At 50.0% G+C, this 15,954-nt stretch carries 16 protein-coding genes, 1 pseudogene and 1 other annotated feature; of the genes and pseudogenes, 13 read left to right on the top strand and 4 right to left on the bottom strand.

Annotated elements, in window-relative coordinates; translation table 11 throughout:
• Positions 1–19 precede the first annotated feature (19 nt).
• The 6 genes from trpL (at position 20) to trpA (ending at position 6,688) form a co-directional block, all read left to right on the top strand.
• Positions 20–64, top strand: coding sequence for a trp operon leader peptide (gene trpL / locus FDW92_RS09585; protein WP_012905981.1), 45 nt, complete (start codon positions 20–22; stop codon positions 62–64).
• Positions 41–135, top strand: a sequence feature (Trp leader region). Its footprint overlaps the gene before it by 24 nt.
• Before the next feature lie 23 nt (positions 136–158).
• A complete protein-coding gene (locus FDW92_RS09580) occupies positions 159–1,721 on the top strand; it encodes an anthranilate synthase component 1 (RefSeq protein WP_042308066.1) in 1,563 nt (520 codons plus the stop codon).
• The gene (trpD, locus tag FDW92_RS09575; RefSeq protein WP_038640980.1) at positions 1,721–3,316 is read left to right on the top strand and encodes a bifunctional anthranilate synthase glutamate amidotransferase component TrpG/anthranilate phosphoribosyltransferase TrpD; all 1,596 of its coding nucleotides are present in this window, start codon (positions 1,721–1,723) and stop codon (positions 3,314–3,316) included. The genes FDW92_RS09580 and trpD overlap by 1 nt, the downstream gene beginning before the upstream one ends.
• A 3-nt stretch (positions 3,317–3,319) precedes the next feature.
• A complete protein-coding gene (gene trpCF / locus FDW92_RS09570; RefSeq protein ID WP_042308511.1) occupies positions 3,320–4,678 on the top strand; it encodes a bifunctional indole-3-glycerol-phosphate synthase TrpC/phosphoribosylanthranilate isomerase TrpF in 1,359 nt (452 codons plus the stop codon).
• Positions 4,679–4,688: 10 nt separating this feature from the next.
• Positions 4,689–5,882 (top strand): tryptophan synthase subunit beta, encoded by a 1,194-nt coding sequence (gene trpB / locus FDW92_RS09565; protein ID WP_042308063.1) that lies wholly within the window; start codon positions 4,689–4,691, stop codon positions 5,880–5,882.
• On the top strand, positions 5,882–6,688 hold the full coding sequence (gene trpA / locus FDW92_RS09560; protein ID WP_042308062.1) for a tryptophan synthase subunit alpha: 807 nt from the start codon (positions 5,882–5,884) through the stop codon (positions 6,686–6,688). The genes trpB and trpA overlap by 1 nt, the downstream gene beginning before the upstream one ends.
• A 32-nt stretch (positions 6,689–6,720) precedes the next feature.
• On the opposite strand, the gene FDW92_RS09555 is transcribed toward trpA, so the two are convergent.
• Both FDW92_RS09555 and FDW92_RS09550 read right to left on the bottom strand, forming a co-directional pair.
• Positions 6,721–8,193 carry a GGDEF domain-containing protein gene (locus tag FDW92_RS09555; RefSeq protein WP_042308061.1) on the bottom strand — a complete coding sequence of 491 codons (1,473 nt, stop codon included), beginning with the start codon at positions 8,191–8,193 and terminating at the stop codon, positions 6,721–6,723.
• 194 nt (positions 8,194–8,387) lie between these two features.
• Positions 8,388–8,660: a hypothetical protein gene (locus tag FDW92_RS09550; RefSeq protein ID WP_042308060.1), complete on the bottom strand. Its 273-nt coding sequence runs from the start codon at positions 8,658–8,660 to the stop codon at positions 8,388–8,390.
• Positions 8,661–9,359: 699 nt separating this feature from the next.
• Between FDW92_RS09550 and FDW92_RS09545 the strand changes: the two genes are divergently transcribed.
• Positions 9,360–10,940, top strand: a complete 1,581-nt coding sequence (locus FDW92_RS09545; protein WP_137400610.1) for a phosphoethanolamine transferase — start codon at positions 9,360–9,362, stop codon at positions 10,938–10,940.
• Positions 10,941–11,005: 65 nt separating this feature from the next.
• Here FDW92_RS09545 and ompW read toward each other — a convergent pair whose 3' ends face one another.
• Positions 11,006–11,644 (bottom strand): outer membrane protein OmpW, encoded by a 639-nt coding sequence (ompW, locus tag FDW92_RS09540; RefSeq protein WP_042308058.1) that lies wholly within the window; start codon positions 11,642–11,644, stop codon positions 11,006–11,008.
• Positions 11,645–11,927: 283 nt separating this feature from the next.
• Between ompW and FDW92_RS23200 the strand changes: the two are divergent.
• The 4 genes and pseudogenes from FDW92_RS23200 to yciA all read left to right on the top strand — a co-directional run.
• Positions 11,928–12,014: pseudogene (locus FDW92_RS23200) on the top strand (YkgJ family cysteine cluster protein); the annotation flags it as partial.
• A gap of 28 nt (positions 12,015–12,042) precedes the next feature.
• Positions 12,043–12,786: a YciC family protein gene (locus tag FDW92_RS09535; protein WP_042308057.1), complete on the top strand. Its 744-nt coding sequence runs from the start codon at positions 12,043–12,045 to the stop codon at positions 12,784–12,786.
• Positions 12,787–12,840: 54 nt separating this feature from the next.
• The gene (locus tag FDW92_RS09530) at positions 12,841–13,380 is read left to right on the top strand and encodes a septation protein A (protein ID WP_042308056.1); all 540 of its coding nucleotides are present in this window, start codon (positions 12,841–12,843) and stop codon (positions 13,378–13,380) included.
• Positions 13,381–13,544: 164 nt separating this feature from the next.
• Positions 13,545–13,946: an acyl-CoA thioester hydrolase YciA gene (yciA, locus tag FDW92_RS09525; protein WP_038640996.1), complete on the top strand. Its 402-nt coding sequence runs from the start codon at positions 13,545–13,547 to the stop codon at positions 13,944–13,946.
• An 87-nt stretch (positions 13,947–14,033) separates the two neighbouring features.
• On the opposite strand, the gene tonB is transcribed toward yciA, so the two are convergent.
• Positions 14,034–14,750 (bottom strand): TonB system transport protein TonB, encoded by a 717-nt coding sequence (gene tonB / locus FDW92_RS09520; RefSeq protein ID WP_042308509.1) that lies wholly within the window; start codon positions 14,748–14,750, stop codon positions 14,034–14,036.
• Between the two features lie 224 nt (positions 14,751–14,974).
• Between tonB and FDW92_RS09515 the strand changes: the two genes are divergently transcribed.
• Together FDW92_RS09515 and FDW92_RS09510 are read left to right on the top strand one after the other, a co-directional pair.
• Complete coding sequence (locus tag FDW92_RS09515) at positions 14,975–15,271, top strand: YciI family protein (protein ID WP_042308055.1); 297 nt, start codon at positions 14,975–14,977, stop codon at positions 15,269–15,271.
• 308 nt (positions 15,272–15,579) lie between these two features.
• Positions 15,580–15,894: a hypothetical protein gene (locus FDW92_RS09510; RefSeq protein ID WP_052511174.1), complete on the top strand. Its 315-nt coding sequence runs from the start codon at positions 15,580–15,582 to the stop codon at positions 15,892–15,894.
• Positions 15,895–15,954 lie beyond the last annotated feature (60 nt).

Raw genomic sequence — 15,954 nt, 5'->3', positions numbered from 1 at the left:
CATGAAGAAGGTATCTGAGATGAAAGCAACATTTGTCCTGCACGGTTGGTGGCGCACTTCCTGATTTCGGGCAGTGTCTTACGTCTGCAATATGCAACCAGATACCCGGCCCGCCAACTGAGCGGGCTTTTTTTTGAACAAAATTAATGAGAACAACGATGCAAACACAAAAACCGACACTCGAACTGCTTACCTGCGATGCCGCCTACCGTGAGAATCCAACAGCGCTGTTTCATCAGGTGTGTGGCGCGCGTCCAGCGACGCTGCTGCTTGAATCCGCAGATATTAATAGCAAAGATGATCTGAAGAGCTTGTTGCTGGTCGACAGCGCGTTGCGCATCACCGCTCTGGGTGACACTGTCACTATCAAGGCCCTATCCGCGAACGGCGCATCGCTGCTACCCCTGCTGGATGCTGCGCTGCCTGCTGGCGTTGAAAACGAACAACAGCCGAACATTCGCCATTTGAAATTTCCCAATGTAAGCCCGTTGCTGGATGAGGACGCCCGCTTATGTTCCCTTTCCGTATTTGACGCTTTTCGTTTATTACAGGAACTGGTCAATGTCCCTGCGCAAGAACGTGAAGCGATGTTCTTCGGCGGTCTGTTTTCCTATGACCTGGTCGCCGGTTTTGAGGATTTACCTCAACTTGAGGCTGGCAATCGTTGCCCGGACTACTGCTTTTATCTGGCAGAGACGCTGATGGTCATCGACCACCAGAAGAAAAGTACCCGCATTCAGGCCAGCGTGTTTACCCCCAGCGATGGCGAAAAACAGCGTCTGAACGCTCGTCTGGCGCAACTGAGTCAGCAGCTTACCGAGCCTGCGCCGCCGCTGCCCGTGACAGAAATTCCGCAGATGCGCTGCGAATGTAACCAGAGCGATGAAGAATTTGGCGCTGTGGTGCGCGGGATGCAAAAAGCCATTCGCGCAGGCGAGATTTTCCAGGTAGTTCCGTCCCGCCGTTTCTCATTGCCCTGCCCGTCACCGCTGGCGGCCTACTATGTGCTGAAGAAAAGTAATCCCAGCCCGTATATGTTTTTCATGCAGGACAACGATTTCACGCTGTTCGGCGCCTCTCCGGAAAGCTCGCTGAAATATGATGCCACCAGCCGGCAGATTGAGATCTACCCGATTGCCGGAACGCGTCCGCGCGGTCGCCGGGCGGATGGCTCGCTGGACCGCGATCTCGACAGCCGTATCGAGCTGGAGATGCGTACCGATCATAAAGAACTTTCCGAGCACCTGATGCTGGTTGACCTTGCGCGTAACGACCTGGCGCGCATCTGCACGCCGGGTAGCCGCTACGTTGCAGACCTCACCAAAGTGGATCGGTACTCCTTCGTGATGCACCTGGTTTCCCGCGTAGTCGGCGAACTGCGTAGCGATCTGGATGTGCTGCATGCGTACCGCGCCTGTATGAATATGGGCACGCTAAGCGGTGCGCCGAAAGTTCGCGCCATGCAGCTTATCGCCGAGGCCGAAGGTCGTCGCCGTGGCAGCTATGGCGGCGCGGTAGGCTACTTTACCGCCCATGGCGATCTGGATACCTGTATTGTGATTCGTTCCGCCCTCGTGGAAGACGGTATTGCCACCGTACAAGCCGGTGCCGGGATTGTTCTGGATTCTGTTCCGCAGTCTGAAGCCGATGAAACCCGTAATAAAGCGCGTGCGGTTTTGCGTGCTATCGCCACCGCGCACCACGCACAGGAGACTTTCTAATGGCTGACATTCTGCTGCTCGATAACATCGACTCATTTACCTATAACCTGGCGGATCAGCTGCGTACTAACGGTCATAACGTGGTGATTTACCGCAACCATATTCCGGCCCAGACGTTAATTGACCGCTTAGCAACCATGAAAAACCCGGTGCTGATGCTCTCTCCGGGGCCCGGTGCGCCAAGCGAAGCGGGCTGCATGCCGGAGCTGTTAACTCGCCTGCGCGGCAAGCTGCCGATTATCGGTATTTGTCTGGGGCATCAGGCGATTGTTGAAGCCTACGGCGGCTATGTCGGTCAGGCAGGCGAGATCCTGCACGGTAAAGCGTCCAGCATTGAACACGACGGTCAGGCAATGTTCAGCGGTCTGGCGAATCCATTGCCGGTAGCGCGTTACCACTCGCTTGTAGGCAGCAACGTTCCGGCCGGATTGACCATCAACGCCCACTTTAACGGCATGGTGATGGCGGTCCGTCACGATACCGATCGCGTGTGTGGCTTCCAGTTCCATCCGGAATCGATCCTCACCACCCAGGGCGCGCTTCTGCTGGAGCAAACGCTGGCCTGGGCGCAACAGAAACTCGAGCAGACCAATACGCTGCAACCTATTCTGGAGAAACTGTATCAGGCTCAGACGCTGTCCCAACAGGAAAGCCACCAGCTGTTCTCTGCCGTAGTACGCGGTGAACTGAAGCCGGAACAACTCGCTGCGGCCCTGGTGAGCATGAAAATTCGTGGCGAACACCCGCATGAAATTGCCGGTGCGGCAACCGCGCTGCTGGAAAACGCCGCCCCGTTCCCGCGCCCTGATTATCTGTTTGCCGATATTGTCGGTACCGGCGGTGACGGTAGTAACAGTATCAATATCTCCACGGCCAGCGCTTTCGTTGCGGCGGCCTGTGGACTGAAAGTGGCCAAACACGGCAACCGCAGCGTCTCCAGCAAATCTGGCTCTTCGGATCTGTTGGCGGCATTTGGCATTAATCTGGACATGAACGCCGATAAATCCCGTCAGGCGCTTGACGATCTTGGTGTGTGCTTCTTGTTTGCACCGAAATACCACACCGGTTTTCGCCACGCCATGCCGGTACGCCAACAGTTGAAAACCCGCACGCTGTTTAACGTACTCGGTCCGTTGATTAACCCGGCGCATCCACCGCTGGCGCTGATCGGCGTTTACAGCCCGGAACTGGTGCTGCCGATTGCCGAAACGCTGCGCGTATTGGGATATCAGCGTGCCGCGGTCGTACATAGCGGCGGCATGGATGAGGTTTCGCTGCATGCGCCGACTATTGTGGCAGAGCTGCATGATGGCGAAATCAAGAGCTATCAACTGACGGCGGAAGACTTTGGCCTGACGCCTTACCATCAGGAACAGCTGGCGGGCGGCACGCCGGAAGAAAACCGTGACATTCTTAGTCGCTTGTTACAAGGTAAAGGTGAAGCCGCTCATGAAGCAGCCGTTGCCGCGAATGTCGCCATGTTAATGCGCCTGCACGGTGAAGAAGATTTAAAAACCAATGCGCAAACCGTGATTAATGTGCTGCGTAGCGGCGCGGCCTATGACCGTGTCACTGCGCTGGCAGCAAGAGGGTAAATGATGCAAACCGTTTTAGCGAAAATTGTCGCTGACAAGGCGATTTGGGTAGAAGCCCGGAAACAACAACAACCGCTGGCCAGCTTTCAAAATGACGTACAACCCAGCGCTCGTGATTTCTACGATGCGCTGCAAGGCGCGCGTACCGCCTTTATTCTGGAGTGCAAAAAAGCCTCACCATCGAAAGGCGTGATTCGTGATGACTTCGACCCGGCACTGATTGCGGACGTGTATAAACATTATGCATCTGCGATTTCCGTACTGACCGATGAAAAATATTTCCAGGGCAGCTTTGATTTCCTGCCCATCGTCAGCCGTATCGCGTCGCAGCCCATCCTGTGTAAGGACTTTATTATCGATCCTTACCAGATTTACCTGGCGCGTTTCTACCAGGCGGACGCCTGCCTGCTGATGCTGTCAGTGCTGGACGATGAGCAATATCGTCAACTCGCCGCCGTGGCCCATAGTCTGAAGATGGGTGTTCTGACCGAAGTCAGTAACGAAGAAGAGCTGGAGCGTGCTATCGCTCTGGGCGCCAAAGTCGTTGGTATCAATAACCGTGATTTACGCGATCTGTCGATTGACCTGAACCGCACCCGCCAACTGGCGCCGCGACTGGGTCATGGCGTAACCGTCATCAGCGAGTCCGGTATTAATACCTACGGCCAGGTACGCGAACTTAGCCACTTCGCCAACGGTTTTCTGATTGGCTCTGCGCTGATGTCGCATGATGACCTGCACGCCGCCGTGCGTCGGGTTCTGCTTGGTGAGAACAAAGTCTGCGGTTTGACCCGGGCTCAGGATGCAAACGCGGCATATGAAGCGGGTGCCATATATGGCGGGTTGATTTTCGTGCCCTCATCTCCGCGCGCGGTTAGCGTTGAGCAGGCGCGAGAAGTGATAAGCGGTGCGCCATTGCAGTATGTCGGCGTGTTCCGTAACACCGAGATTACCGAGGTGTGCGACAAAGCGTTGGCCCTGGGACTGAGTGCAGTGCAACTGCATGGGAGCGAAGATCAGACCTATGTTGACGCCCTGCGCGATGCGCTGCCCAAACAGGTGCAAATCTGGAAAGCGCTGAGCGTGAGCGAAACGTTGCCAGCCAGGGATTATCAGCATGTCGATAAGTACGTGTTCGACAACGGCCAGGGCGGTAGCGGTCAACGATTCGACTGGTCGCTTTTAGGCGGGCAATCGCTGGATAACGTTTTACTGGCTGGCGGACTTGGCGCCGATAACTGTGTCAACGCGGCAAAAACCGGCTGTGCCGGGCTCGATTTTAATTCTGGCGTAGAGTCACAGCCGGGCATCAAAGATGCACGACTCCTGGCTTCGGTCTTTCAGACGCTGCGCGCATATTAAGGAAAAGGACATGACAACATTACTCAATCCGTACTTTGGTGAATTTGGCGGTATGTATGTGCCACAAATTCTGATGCCTGCCCTGCGTCAACTGGAAGAAGCTTTCGTCAGCGCGCAAAAAGATCCTGAGTTTCAGGCGCAGTTTACCGATCTGCTGAAAAACTATGCTGGTCGTCCAACCGCGCTGACCAAATGCCAGAACATTACTAACGGGACCAACACCACGCTGTATCTTAAGCGTGAAGATTTATTGCACGGCGGTGCGCACAAAACTAACCAGGTGTTGGGTCAGGCGTTACTGGCGAAGCGTATGGGGAAAACGGAAATCATCGCCGAAACCGGCGCGGGTCAGCACGGCGTTGCATCGGCGCTGGCCAGTGCATTGCTGGGGCTGAAATGTCGTATTTATATGGGTGCGAAAGACGTTGAGCGTCAGTCGCCTAACGTTTTCCGTATGCGTCTGATGGGAGCAGAAGTCATTCCTGTTCATAGCGGTTCTGCAACGCTGAAAGACGCCTGTAACGAAGCCCTGCGCGACTGGTCTGGCAGCTACGATACCGCGCACTATATGCTCGGGACAGCGGCGGGACCGCATCCCTTCCCGACCATTGTACGTGAGTTCCAGCGCATGATCGGCGAAGAAACGAAAGCGCAGATTCTGGAAAAAGAAGGTCGTTTGCCGGACGCTGTTATCGCCTGCGTGGGCGGTGGTTCTAACGCCATCGGCATGTTTGCCGATTTTATTAATGAAACCAGCGTCGGTCTGATTGGCGTAGAGCCAGGCGGTCACGGGATCGAATCCGGTGAACACGGCGCACCGCTGAAACATGGTCGTGTCGGGATTTACTTTGGCATGAAATCCCCGATGATGCAGACTGAAGAAGGACAAATTGAAGAGTCTTACTCTGTTTCCGCAGGTCTGGATTTCCCGTCTGTCGGGCCGCAGCATGCCTACCTGAACAGCATCGGTCGCGCCGATTATGTTTCAATCACTGACGATGAAGCGTTGGAAGCCTTTAAAACGCTGTGTCTGCACGAGGGGATCATCCCGGCGCTGGAATCCTCCCATGCCCTGGCACACGCCCTGAAAATGATGCGTGAGAATCCGGAAAAAGAGCAGTTACTGGTGGTTAATCTCTCCGGTCGCGGCGACAAAGACATTTTCACCGTACACGATATTCTGAAAGCGCGAGGGGAAATCTGATGGAACGTTACGAAAATCTTTTTGCACAGCTGAAGGACCGCAAAGAAGGTGCTTTTGTCCCCTTCGTAACCCTGGGCGATCCGTCGGTCGAACAGTCACTGAAAATCATTGATACGCTGATTGAAGCTGGCGCTGATGCGCTTGAACTCGGCATTCCGTTCTCCGATCCGCTGGCGGACGGTCCGACCATACAGGAAGCTACACTGCGGGCATTTGCCGCGGGCGTGACACCGTCACAATGCTTTGAGATGCTGGCATTGATTCGTCAGAAACACCCCACCATTCCAATTGGTCTGCTGATGTATGCCAACCTGGTGTTCAGTAAGGGTATTGACGAATTCTACGCTCAGTGCGAGAAAGTCGGCGTGGATTCTGTTTTGGTGGCAGATGTGCCTGTTGAGGAGTCTGCGCCATTCAGAGCTGCGGCGCTCCGCCACAACATTGCGCCTATTTTTATCTGCCCGCCGAACGCTGATGAAGAACTGCTGCGCCAGATTGCCTCTTACGGTCGCGGCTATACCTATCTGCTTTCGCGTGCCGGCGTGACTGGCGCTGAAAATCGTGCGGCGTTACCGCTGCATCATCTGGTCCAAAAGCTGAAAGAATATGGTGCTCCTCCGTCATTACAGGGCTTTGGTATCTCTGCACCTGACCAGGTGACCGGCGCGATTGAAGCCGGTGCTGCCGGGGCAATTTCCGGTTCAGCGATTGTGAAAATCATTGAGAAGAATGTTGCCGCGCCTGAGCAGATGCTGGCGGAGCTGAAAGCCTTTGTCAGCGCGATGAAAGCGGCCACGCCTTACTAAGCTAAATCAACCGCCAGAGACTCCTGGCGGTTTTACCCTTCTTTCTTGTGCTTCATTTTATACATGGCGTTATCCGCATTCTGAATTGCCACATCCAACTCGCCGTTCACTTCCGCAATCCCCCACGATACTGACAATGGCACAGTATGACCGTCCACCACAAACACATGACTGGTCACCTGCCCGCTAATGCGTTGCGCAATTGCCGTAGCGTCACTTGCCTGCGAGCGAAACAACAGGATCATAAACTCATCCCCGCCGGTACGAATCACGATATCGTGACTGGTTCGAGTGTTAGACAGCATTCTGTTAGCGATAATTTGCAGCGCCCGATCGCCTGCCGCATGACCCCAGGTATCATTTACAGTCTTGAACTTATTGCAATCCAGTAGCACCACCGAGCAGTGCGATAAATCACGACGTTTGATGATATCGAGAATTCGGCGGTTAAAGCAGCCGGTCAGCGTGTCTATATAAACCTTGAGGTCGCTTTCATTCAGCCAGGATTTTAGTGAGAAACTGATCATGATGAAAAAGAACGGCGCCAGCAGAATCACGATCCCAGCCTGTGTGTCGCGTGTCATAAAACGGCCTAATGACAGCGAATAGTGCAATGCATATTTATCTGATAACTTGCGCACCATCAGGCGCGTTTTATCCACGCATTTACCGGATAAACAGAGGCTTTCATTGTTGGTTAAATTCACCAGCGCCACGTTCAGACTCTGTGGCATTTGATAGTCAAATGCATTAGCCAGCGCCTCCTGCAACTCAGGCTTTGAATGGTCATAGACCAGATAGGCCACGATTTGATCTGATATTTCTTTGCCAGACAGATCGTAGATATAGCTCACCACGCTGTAAGCTTTTTCGCCGGTAATTTTATCGGTATAGAAGTTCGTGGAGCTAAGGGCTTTGTTTTTGACGTTTTTTTGCAACAGTCGGGTATAGAAATCGACGGGCGGATAGAAAAAGTTGGTGATATCCCGCGCCATGTCAGAACTGGAGAAGCTGAAATGGCGCGAGTCAGACGCCATGAACCAGTAAAAATAATCCGAGTTTTTAGCAATGATGTAACGATGCGCATCAAAACTGCCCGGGTTTAACTCATTCACCATGCCACGTATAAACTCCGCCGCCGCATACATACACAAAGCGCCACGGCTGGTTTGCTGGGTAATGATTGTCCCCGTTGCCGAATGCACCCGCTTTGGGTCGGCGTTAATTCCCCATTCATCTTTATTCCTGGGGGTGAATTGCGATATATCGCCACATTGATCGTCGTTTTTGATGTGATGATAACGTTCACCAATCGCATCAGCGATCAGTTCATTGTCATTGAAAATATCCAGCATCCGAGCTTGCAGGCGGTTAATGCCTTCACTGGTGGTGGCTATACGCTGTTCGTAGATGATAAACAGAAACAACGAGGTAAATACCAGAGTAATCAGCCCCGATACCAGCAGTGCCTGCCTGTTTCTGAGCTTATCCTGCACAATCTTCACGAGCCCACCCTGATAGTTAACAGTATTGCCAAACCGGTTATCCGATTATGTTGCTGCATAACGATGCTGTATGTTGATAGAGAATGTTAACCTTCCTGAGACTAATGATGATTTGAAATAGCGTCGCTCTTGGGCGTGAATTAAAGTTACAACCTTATACAATAAAAGCACATTTTTGTTAACATAAATGCAAACTAATCCTCCCCTTCAATAGGATACCCTGCCCGACGAATAGCCTCTCTACAGTCGTTCACACCGGCGGCATACCCTGCTTCGATCTCACAAACTGGACTGGCGCTGCAATAGGGCAGTTTAACCGGAGTGGCAATACGTTTCTCTATAATCTCAATTTTATTCATGCAATTCAGCAACTCACGCGCCACAGTCAGGGCAAACTCAGCCGTATCATCGCCGGTGAATGATTCCAGAAGTGTGATTTTTTGCTGGAGCTGATGGCGGGTTAACATCGTCAATACTCTCAAAGCCAGTTTGCTTAAAGAATAGCATTACATCGAAAAGGAGAAGCACGCACTGACGATTCTGGCGGCAAATCTTGACCACAGCCATAGTTATGGCTGTGACCGAGCGCGGCTTCCTCATGCTTTTAAGGTCCATATCCGCAGGTAGCGAATGACTCTGGCCCAACCCACATTTGATCTCAGATGCGGTCGTTGTTTTTAATGTGTAAGAGATGAGCATAGAAACGCTGACGCAGCAATATCATAAAGTTTTGGTGATGATTTGCAGGTAAATCATATTAAATATGAATATTGCATTGGCTCATCAAGGCTAAAATCATTATAGTGTCAGAGTTATGCAGTTATTTTTTACAAGGCCGTCATAATTTCAGTTAGGTCATGTTACCAAATCGTAAATTAATTGTTATGCAGAAATAAAGCGTAGCAAACGCTATTTTTACTTAACTCAAATCTACTCCGTACAATTTTCAATAGCCAAAGGAATCAAACCACAGGACAACGACTAAATAGCATTGAATAAAGCGACATAAAGGCAATCACACCCTGGACAGGTCTGTGAGGTTGCCACATGTAACTTATTTACCCTTAATAATTACATGAATAAACAATAAAAGCGCATAAGAAGGAAATTCTTATGCTTAAAAATATTTTCTTTGCCAGGATATTTGGGTCCGTAAATTAAAAATCATGTCTATCCAGCTTAACCTTCAAATGGTCAGAAGTGGTTTGCGCCCACTTAATATTACCCCGCTAATCATGTCCGTTTTAATTATTGCAGTCGTTAATGTTTTGAGTGCAAAATATAACGCTGTAATTAATCGGACGCTTGTGTTTTTCATGATCATGCTTTCATTGCGATGCATACAGTATGTCTTTTTCAGAAATATTCTGGCCGCTTTAATTTTAATACCCGTCGCAGGTGATATTACTCTTCAACTGCATGCCTGGAATAATTACAGTTCAGAATTTAGTTATGGATTTGCGTTAAGTATTTTGAATACAACGCCCAGCGAAGCAGTGGCGATGCTGAGATTATATTGGCGTGACTGTGTTACGTTCTTTACACTTGTAATATTTTTTATTTACTCTATAAACACTGGCGCGAGACCTGTACCCTATCGATTTCGCCACTACCCAATGGTTATTTTGGGCTTAATAATTTTTCTTTTATTTTCGCAAGCTTATCTCCACCAGATAAGAAAAAGTAATGTTGAAAGTTTGGTACAACGAGTGATCCGTTCCACTCCGGTAAGTACCGGAAAAGAGTTTATGCAGGCGATGCAAGATAACGCCATAATTTCTGATATCGGTACAAACATTCCCAATTATAAGATAACAGTAACTGATACAGGAATCGAAAACTATATATTGATAATCGGGGAATCTGCGCGTACGTTAAACATGGGGATTTATGGATACGCAAGGGATACCACACCTGAACTTATCAAACAAAAGCAGCAACTTTTACTGTTTCAGAACGCGATTGCGCCTGCACCGGTAACAATCATGGCCGTCCCCCTGGCACTTACTGCTGACTCAGTGCAAACCCGTAACCCTCGTAACTACAGCGATAATATTATTAATATCACAAACCAGGCTGGCTATGATACATACTGGTACAGTCGCCAGGGAAATGGAGGTGCGCATAACAATATAATTACCGGGATTGCCATGAATGCACATCAACATGAATGGGTAGAATATGGCTATGATGAGGCCTTGCTACCGTTATTGCATCAGGCATTACAGAAACCAGGTAAGAAACTTATTGTCCTGCATTTATATGGCAGTCATGAGCCTTCCTGTCAACGTTTTCCAGAAAGTGATACTGTCTTATTTGGTCAAAGCAAAGCCGATGACTGTTATGACAATTCAATTCGCTATACCGATAAACTTATGGGTAATATATTCAATGAACTGGAAAACACTCGCTCATCAGTAATGTATTTTTCCGACCATGCGCTGATCCGCGATCCTGCACGCTCTGTGGTTTATTCCCACGGTGGTGTCAGACCGCCTAAAGAGGCATTACAAATCCCCATGTATATTTGGTACAGCCAGTTAGTTGATGAAAAAACAAAGTTCACCGGAGATTATAATACTCCGTGGTCTTCCGATGATCTTAATTCGCTTGCAGAATTGTGGCTTGGCATCCATCGTCAGGGTAATGCGAAAAAGTCTATGAAATCCTGGTTAATAAACTACAAAAAGGAGATTTTCGTCATGGATACCACAGGAAAAAAATACAACTGGAATGATGTTCGTTAATGCTGAAGAGTTAGCAAAACTGGTCGTAAAACGACCAGTTTTGCAGAATGGCTTTACAGAAAAATTTAAAAACGATAACCCGCAGAGAACATAAACACCCACGGATCGAGGCGTACGCTGTCTCGCTGCTGGACGCCACCCAGTTTGTAACTTGCTGTGGTATCGATATCCATGTACCAGACCGACATGTTAATCAGCCAGTCGCGGTTAATCAGATAGTCCATACCGACTTGCCCTGCCGCACCCCAGGAATCTTTCAGACTCAGGTCCGATAAGCCGGTTTTTTTGCCGTTATCATTAAAGCCCTCATCGAAGAAGGTGGTGTAGTTCACACCGACGCCAACGTAAGGACGCAGTTTGCTGCTGGAGTCGCCGAAGTACCATTGTGCCATTAACGTCGGCGGTAAGTGGTGCACAGTGGCAATATCGCCCGTCGTGGCAGTCCCAATTTTATGACGGAAGGGCGTCGCAGCCAGTAATTCAACACCGATATTGTCGGTTGCCATGTAAGTGAATGTTAGCCCCAACTGGGTGTTATTACTGACATCAAAGCCGCCTAAACTTCCCAGCGTTCCCCCCGCACCTTCCGTCGGCCTGACGGTGGCAGAACCCGCACGAATGAAGAATTCTCCAGCCTCATGCGCGAATGCGTTACCAGAGAGAAGAGTTGTTAAAGCCAATGCTGCAACTGTTAATTTTTTCATGTCCGCTCCATCGTTATGGTTATAAAAGCGGAACAAATATACCCACATTGGAGTAATAAGTGATCTTACCTGGATCACATTGACTTTGATAATTTAACATTTATTGATCCAGATTAAGTTAGAACTTGCATTCAAAATCCTGGTTAAATTAATTCAGATCAATTTTGATATATTTTCGCCATGCAAGTGTCCGACACCCGCTGATGATAAGCGTTGCTTATTTGCTCATGATGGGCAGAGAACAACCAGCGTTCTTGCATAACGCTGAAGTCATAGCCAAAAATTACCGGAGCTTTACAAAGATATGCCTTTCCATACATCGTGCGATGCTGCCACTGTAGAGTTATCCAGGGTACAATTGCCCGCAAATGAACACCTGCAAAACTCAAGGAGAGTGCATGTCTATCACGGCGAAATCCGTTTACCGTGACACGGGAAACTTTTTCCGTAATCAATTCATTACCATCTTGCTGGTATCGTTGTTGTGCGCGTTTATCACAGTGGTGTTAGGGCATGCCTTTTCTCCCACCGACGCCCAAATTGCGCAACTCAGTGAAGGGGATCAGTTAACCAGTAGCGTGGGTCTGTTTGATCTGGTACAAAATATGACCCCGGAGCAACAGCAAATTCTGCTACGCGCTTCCGCGGCGTCGACATTTTCAGGCCTGATTGGTAATGCCATCCTCGCGGGAGGTATCATCCTGATGATTCAGCTGATTTCAGCAGGTCATCGGGTCAGCGCGTTACGCGCCATCGGCGCCAGTGCGCCAGTACTGCCTAAGCTGTTTATTCTGATTTTTCTGACTACTCTGCTGGTACAAATCGGTATTATGCTGGTGGTTGTGCCCGGTATTCTGCTGGCCATCCTGTTAGCACTCGCACCGGTGATGTTGGTACAGGATAAAATGGGTGTCTTTGCCGCTATGCGCAACAGTGTGCGTCTGGCATGGTCTAATATGCGACTGGTAGCGCCGGCAGTGATCGGTTGGCTGCTGGCAAAAACGCTGCTGTTGCTTTTTGCGCCAAGTTTTGCGGTACTTACGCCGAACGTAGGCGCGGTATTGGCGAATACGCTGAGCAATATGATCTCCGCCGTGTTGCTGATCTATTTGTTCCGCCTGTACATGCTGATTCGCCAATAAACCCTGAACGCATACCGGGCGCATGCCTGGTGCTTTTGATGACGGAATCGATGAATGAAGCAGTTTCTTGATTTTTTACCGCTGGTTGTCTTTTTTGCTTTTTATAAGCTTTACGACATCTACGCGGCGACCTCGGCACTGATTGTTGCGACGGCTGTGGTTCTGATTTACAGCTGGGTTCGCTATCGCAAGGTCGAGAAGATGGCGTTAATCACCTTTGTTCTGGTGGCCGTATTCGGCGGCCTGACTATCTTCTTCCACAACGATGAATTCATTAAGTGGAAAGTTACGGTGATTTACGGACTGTTTGCCGGTGCGCTGCTGGTTAGCCAGTGGGTGATGAAAAAGCCGCTAATTCAGCGGATGTTAGGCAAAGAGCTTACCCTGCCGCAGCCAGTGTGGTCGAAGCTTAATGTAGCCTGGGCCATCTTTTTCATTCTGTGTGGTCTGGCGAATATCTATATCGCTTTTTGGCTGCCGCAGAATATTTGGGTCAACTTTAAAGTATTCGGCCTGACAGCCCTGACCTTATTGTTCACGCTGCTGAGCGGTGTCTATATTTACCGCCATCTGCCGCAGGAAGATAAATCGTAATACTTGCTCGCCAGATCAACCGATCTGGCGAATTTTTATCCCCTCACGTTCCTCATTGCCATTAACCCGGCTAACTTCCGCTCCGCACGCCGCATCCCTCTGTTCTCAACGCGCAAATTCTAGTAGCATCGCGCCTGTAATCTTTCTCTATAGTCGGTTCAACAATGACAACAACGAATAATACTCCCCAGGGTGAACTGGTTTTACGCACTCTGGCTATGCCTGCCGATACCAACGCGAACGGTGATATTTTTGGCGGCTGGCTGATGTCACAAATGGATATAGGTGGCGCTATTCAGGCCAAAGAGATCGCGCATGGTCGTGTGGTAACGGTGCGCGTTGAAGGAATGAGCTTTTTACGCCCGGTTGCCGTAGGTGATGTGGTTTGTTGCTATGCGCGCTGCGTGAAGCGCGGGACGACTTCGATCAGCATTAATATTGAAGTCTGGGTGAAGAAAGTTGCTTCAGAACCTATCGGCCAGCGCTATAAAGCCACCGAAGCCCTGTTTATCTATGTTGCCGTTGATAAAGACGGTAAGCCTCGCCCAATCCCTACCCTGGGCTGATAAGTCACGATAGCATCGCCATCCGGCAATCTCACAATTCATTGCTTATTGCCGGATGGCGGCGAACCGCCAAATCCGGCTTGCGCCTTATTCGATCTGCGTTGCGCCGTTCAGACGGAACACGATATTCACTACCAGTCCGGAACCTGGTTTACCGGCTTCATAGCGCCATCTGCGCATCGCATTTTTTACTTCACGCTCAAACATATTCGCCGGCTGCGCGGACAGTATTTCCACATTTTCAACACGCCCGTCTGGTGTAACGTCAAATTTGACTTTGACGCGCCCCTCTATGCGCAACGCCTGTGCTCGCGCCGGATACTGTGGCTGATTTCGGCTTAAAGCGCGTGGGCCTGCTGGCGCACTTACCGCCAGTTTACTGGTTGCCGGCGCGCTACTGGTCGTTGGACGCGCTAGCGCCGTGTTTTCAAACGGGGACGCCGGACGCGGCTCTGCTGGTTTAGCATCACGTTTGGGCTGCTCTACCACTTTTTTCACCGGTTTTGGCTTCGGTTTAGGCTTGGGCTTCGGTTTTTCAATCACTACCGGCGCCTCTTTTGGCGGCTCCGGGATCGGCTCAGGTTCCGGTTCAGGCTCGACGACGGGTTCCGGCGGCGGCTGAACGGCCTGAGGTGGTTCGAGATCGGCAGGCGCGACCATCGTAACGGAGATCGGCTGCGCTGGCGCAGGCAGTTCAATAACCTGATGTACCGAGGTATACAATAGACCCGCCACTACAGCACCATGGATGCCGACGGAGAGTAACGTTGGCCAGGGAAAGCGACGAGGTAAATCAAGGGTCATTGAAGTCATAATCGTTTCAGTTAAAAAACCAGGCCCTGATTTTAAATGCAAATAGCAATCATATTCAATAAGGTCTGGACGGTAAGCTGCATTTAAAACACGATTTTATGTAAAAAAACCTTCATGACAATATGGTCTTAACAAATCCGTTATCTTTACGTTGCAGTTGACATGCCTTTCAAATAACGTAATTAACGACTTTTACCGATTAAGGAGCTCTACCCGTGCTGTACGTTATTTATGCTCAAGATATCGCAGACTCTCTCGACAAACGCCTTTCCGTGCGCCCTGCTCATCTGGCCCGTCTGCAACTCCTGCATGACGAAGGACGACTGCTCACGGCAGGACCGATGCCAGCCGTTGACAGTAACGATCCAGGTGTCGCGGGTTTTACCGGCTCGACGGTGATAGCAGAATTTGAATCTATCGAGGCCGCGCAGGCGTGGGCAGAAGCCGACCCCTATGTGGCTGCTGGCGTGTACGCGCAGGTTTCTGTGAAACCCTATAAGAAGGTTTTTTAACCTCCCGGCTTACCGAAATATTAATAAGCTGGGTGACTATCCCTCCGCTTATCATTTTCCATGGGTGCATTCGAATATATCATAATCAATGCACCTTTATTATTTGCGTAGCCAACACCATATCCCATGCAATACCAAATGATTACACCTGCGGATTATCAGGCATAACATTGTGCGGCGAAGCATTTTATGTATAATGCCAGAGTTTTAGCATAGATAAATGATGACTGGAAACAGATAAGATTATTTTAGCAGGGTCTTTTTCGCCATCGTTTTCTCACGGACTTCACACTCTACAAGGATATTCGATGCGTTATTTAAGCCTCATCCTCGCCCCCTTATTAAGCGCTTGCAGCTTTAGTTTTATGCAATTTGATAATAACCCAATTGTTCAGGCCACGTACGCGTCAGATACCACACCAGAGAAAATCATTGCAGCAGGCGGGAACCCGGACAGCGAAATGCATGTTGCTGAAATCAATGGAAAATGCATGAATTACACGCTAAAACAAGGAGATGCAACAACACCTTTTTATGTTGCGTTTGATGGCAACGGGCAGCGCAAGCATTATGGCTATATCACCTGTCAGGAGGCGAAAGCCCGGGGAATATTTAAGTCATAATTATTTTCTGCCGTGTCAAGCACCACGTCTGAGATTCTTTCAGACGTGGTATTGTCGGGT

The sequence above is a fragment of the Citrobacter sp. wls706 genome (assembly GCF_005281305.1).
Lineage (GTDB): Bacteria > Pseudomonadota > Gammaproteobacteria > Enterobacterales > Enterobacteriaceae > Citrobacter > Citrobacter werkmanii.
The sequence above is the reverse complement of the archived record's forward strand: the minus strand, read 5'-3'. Positions and strand labels throughout refer to the sequence as shown.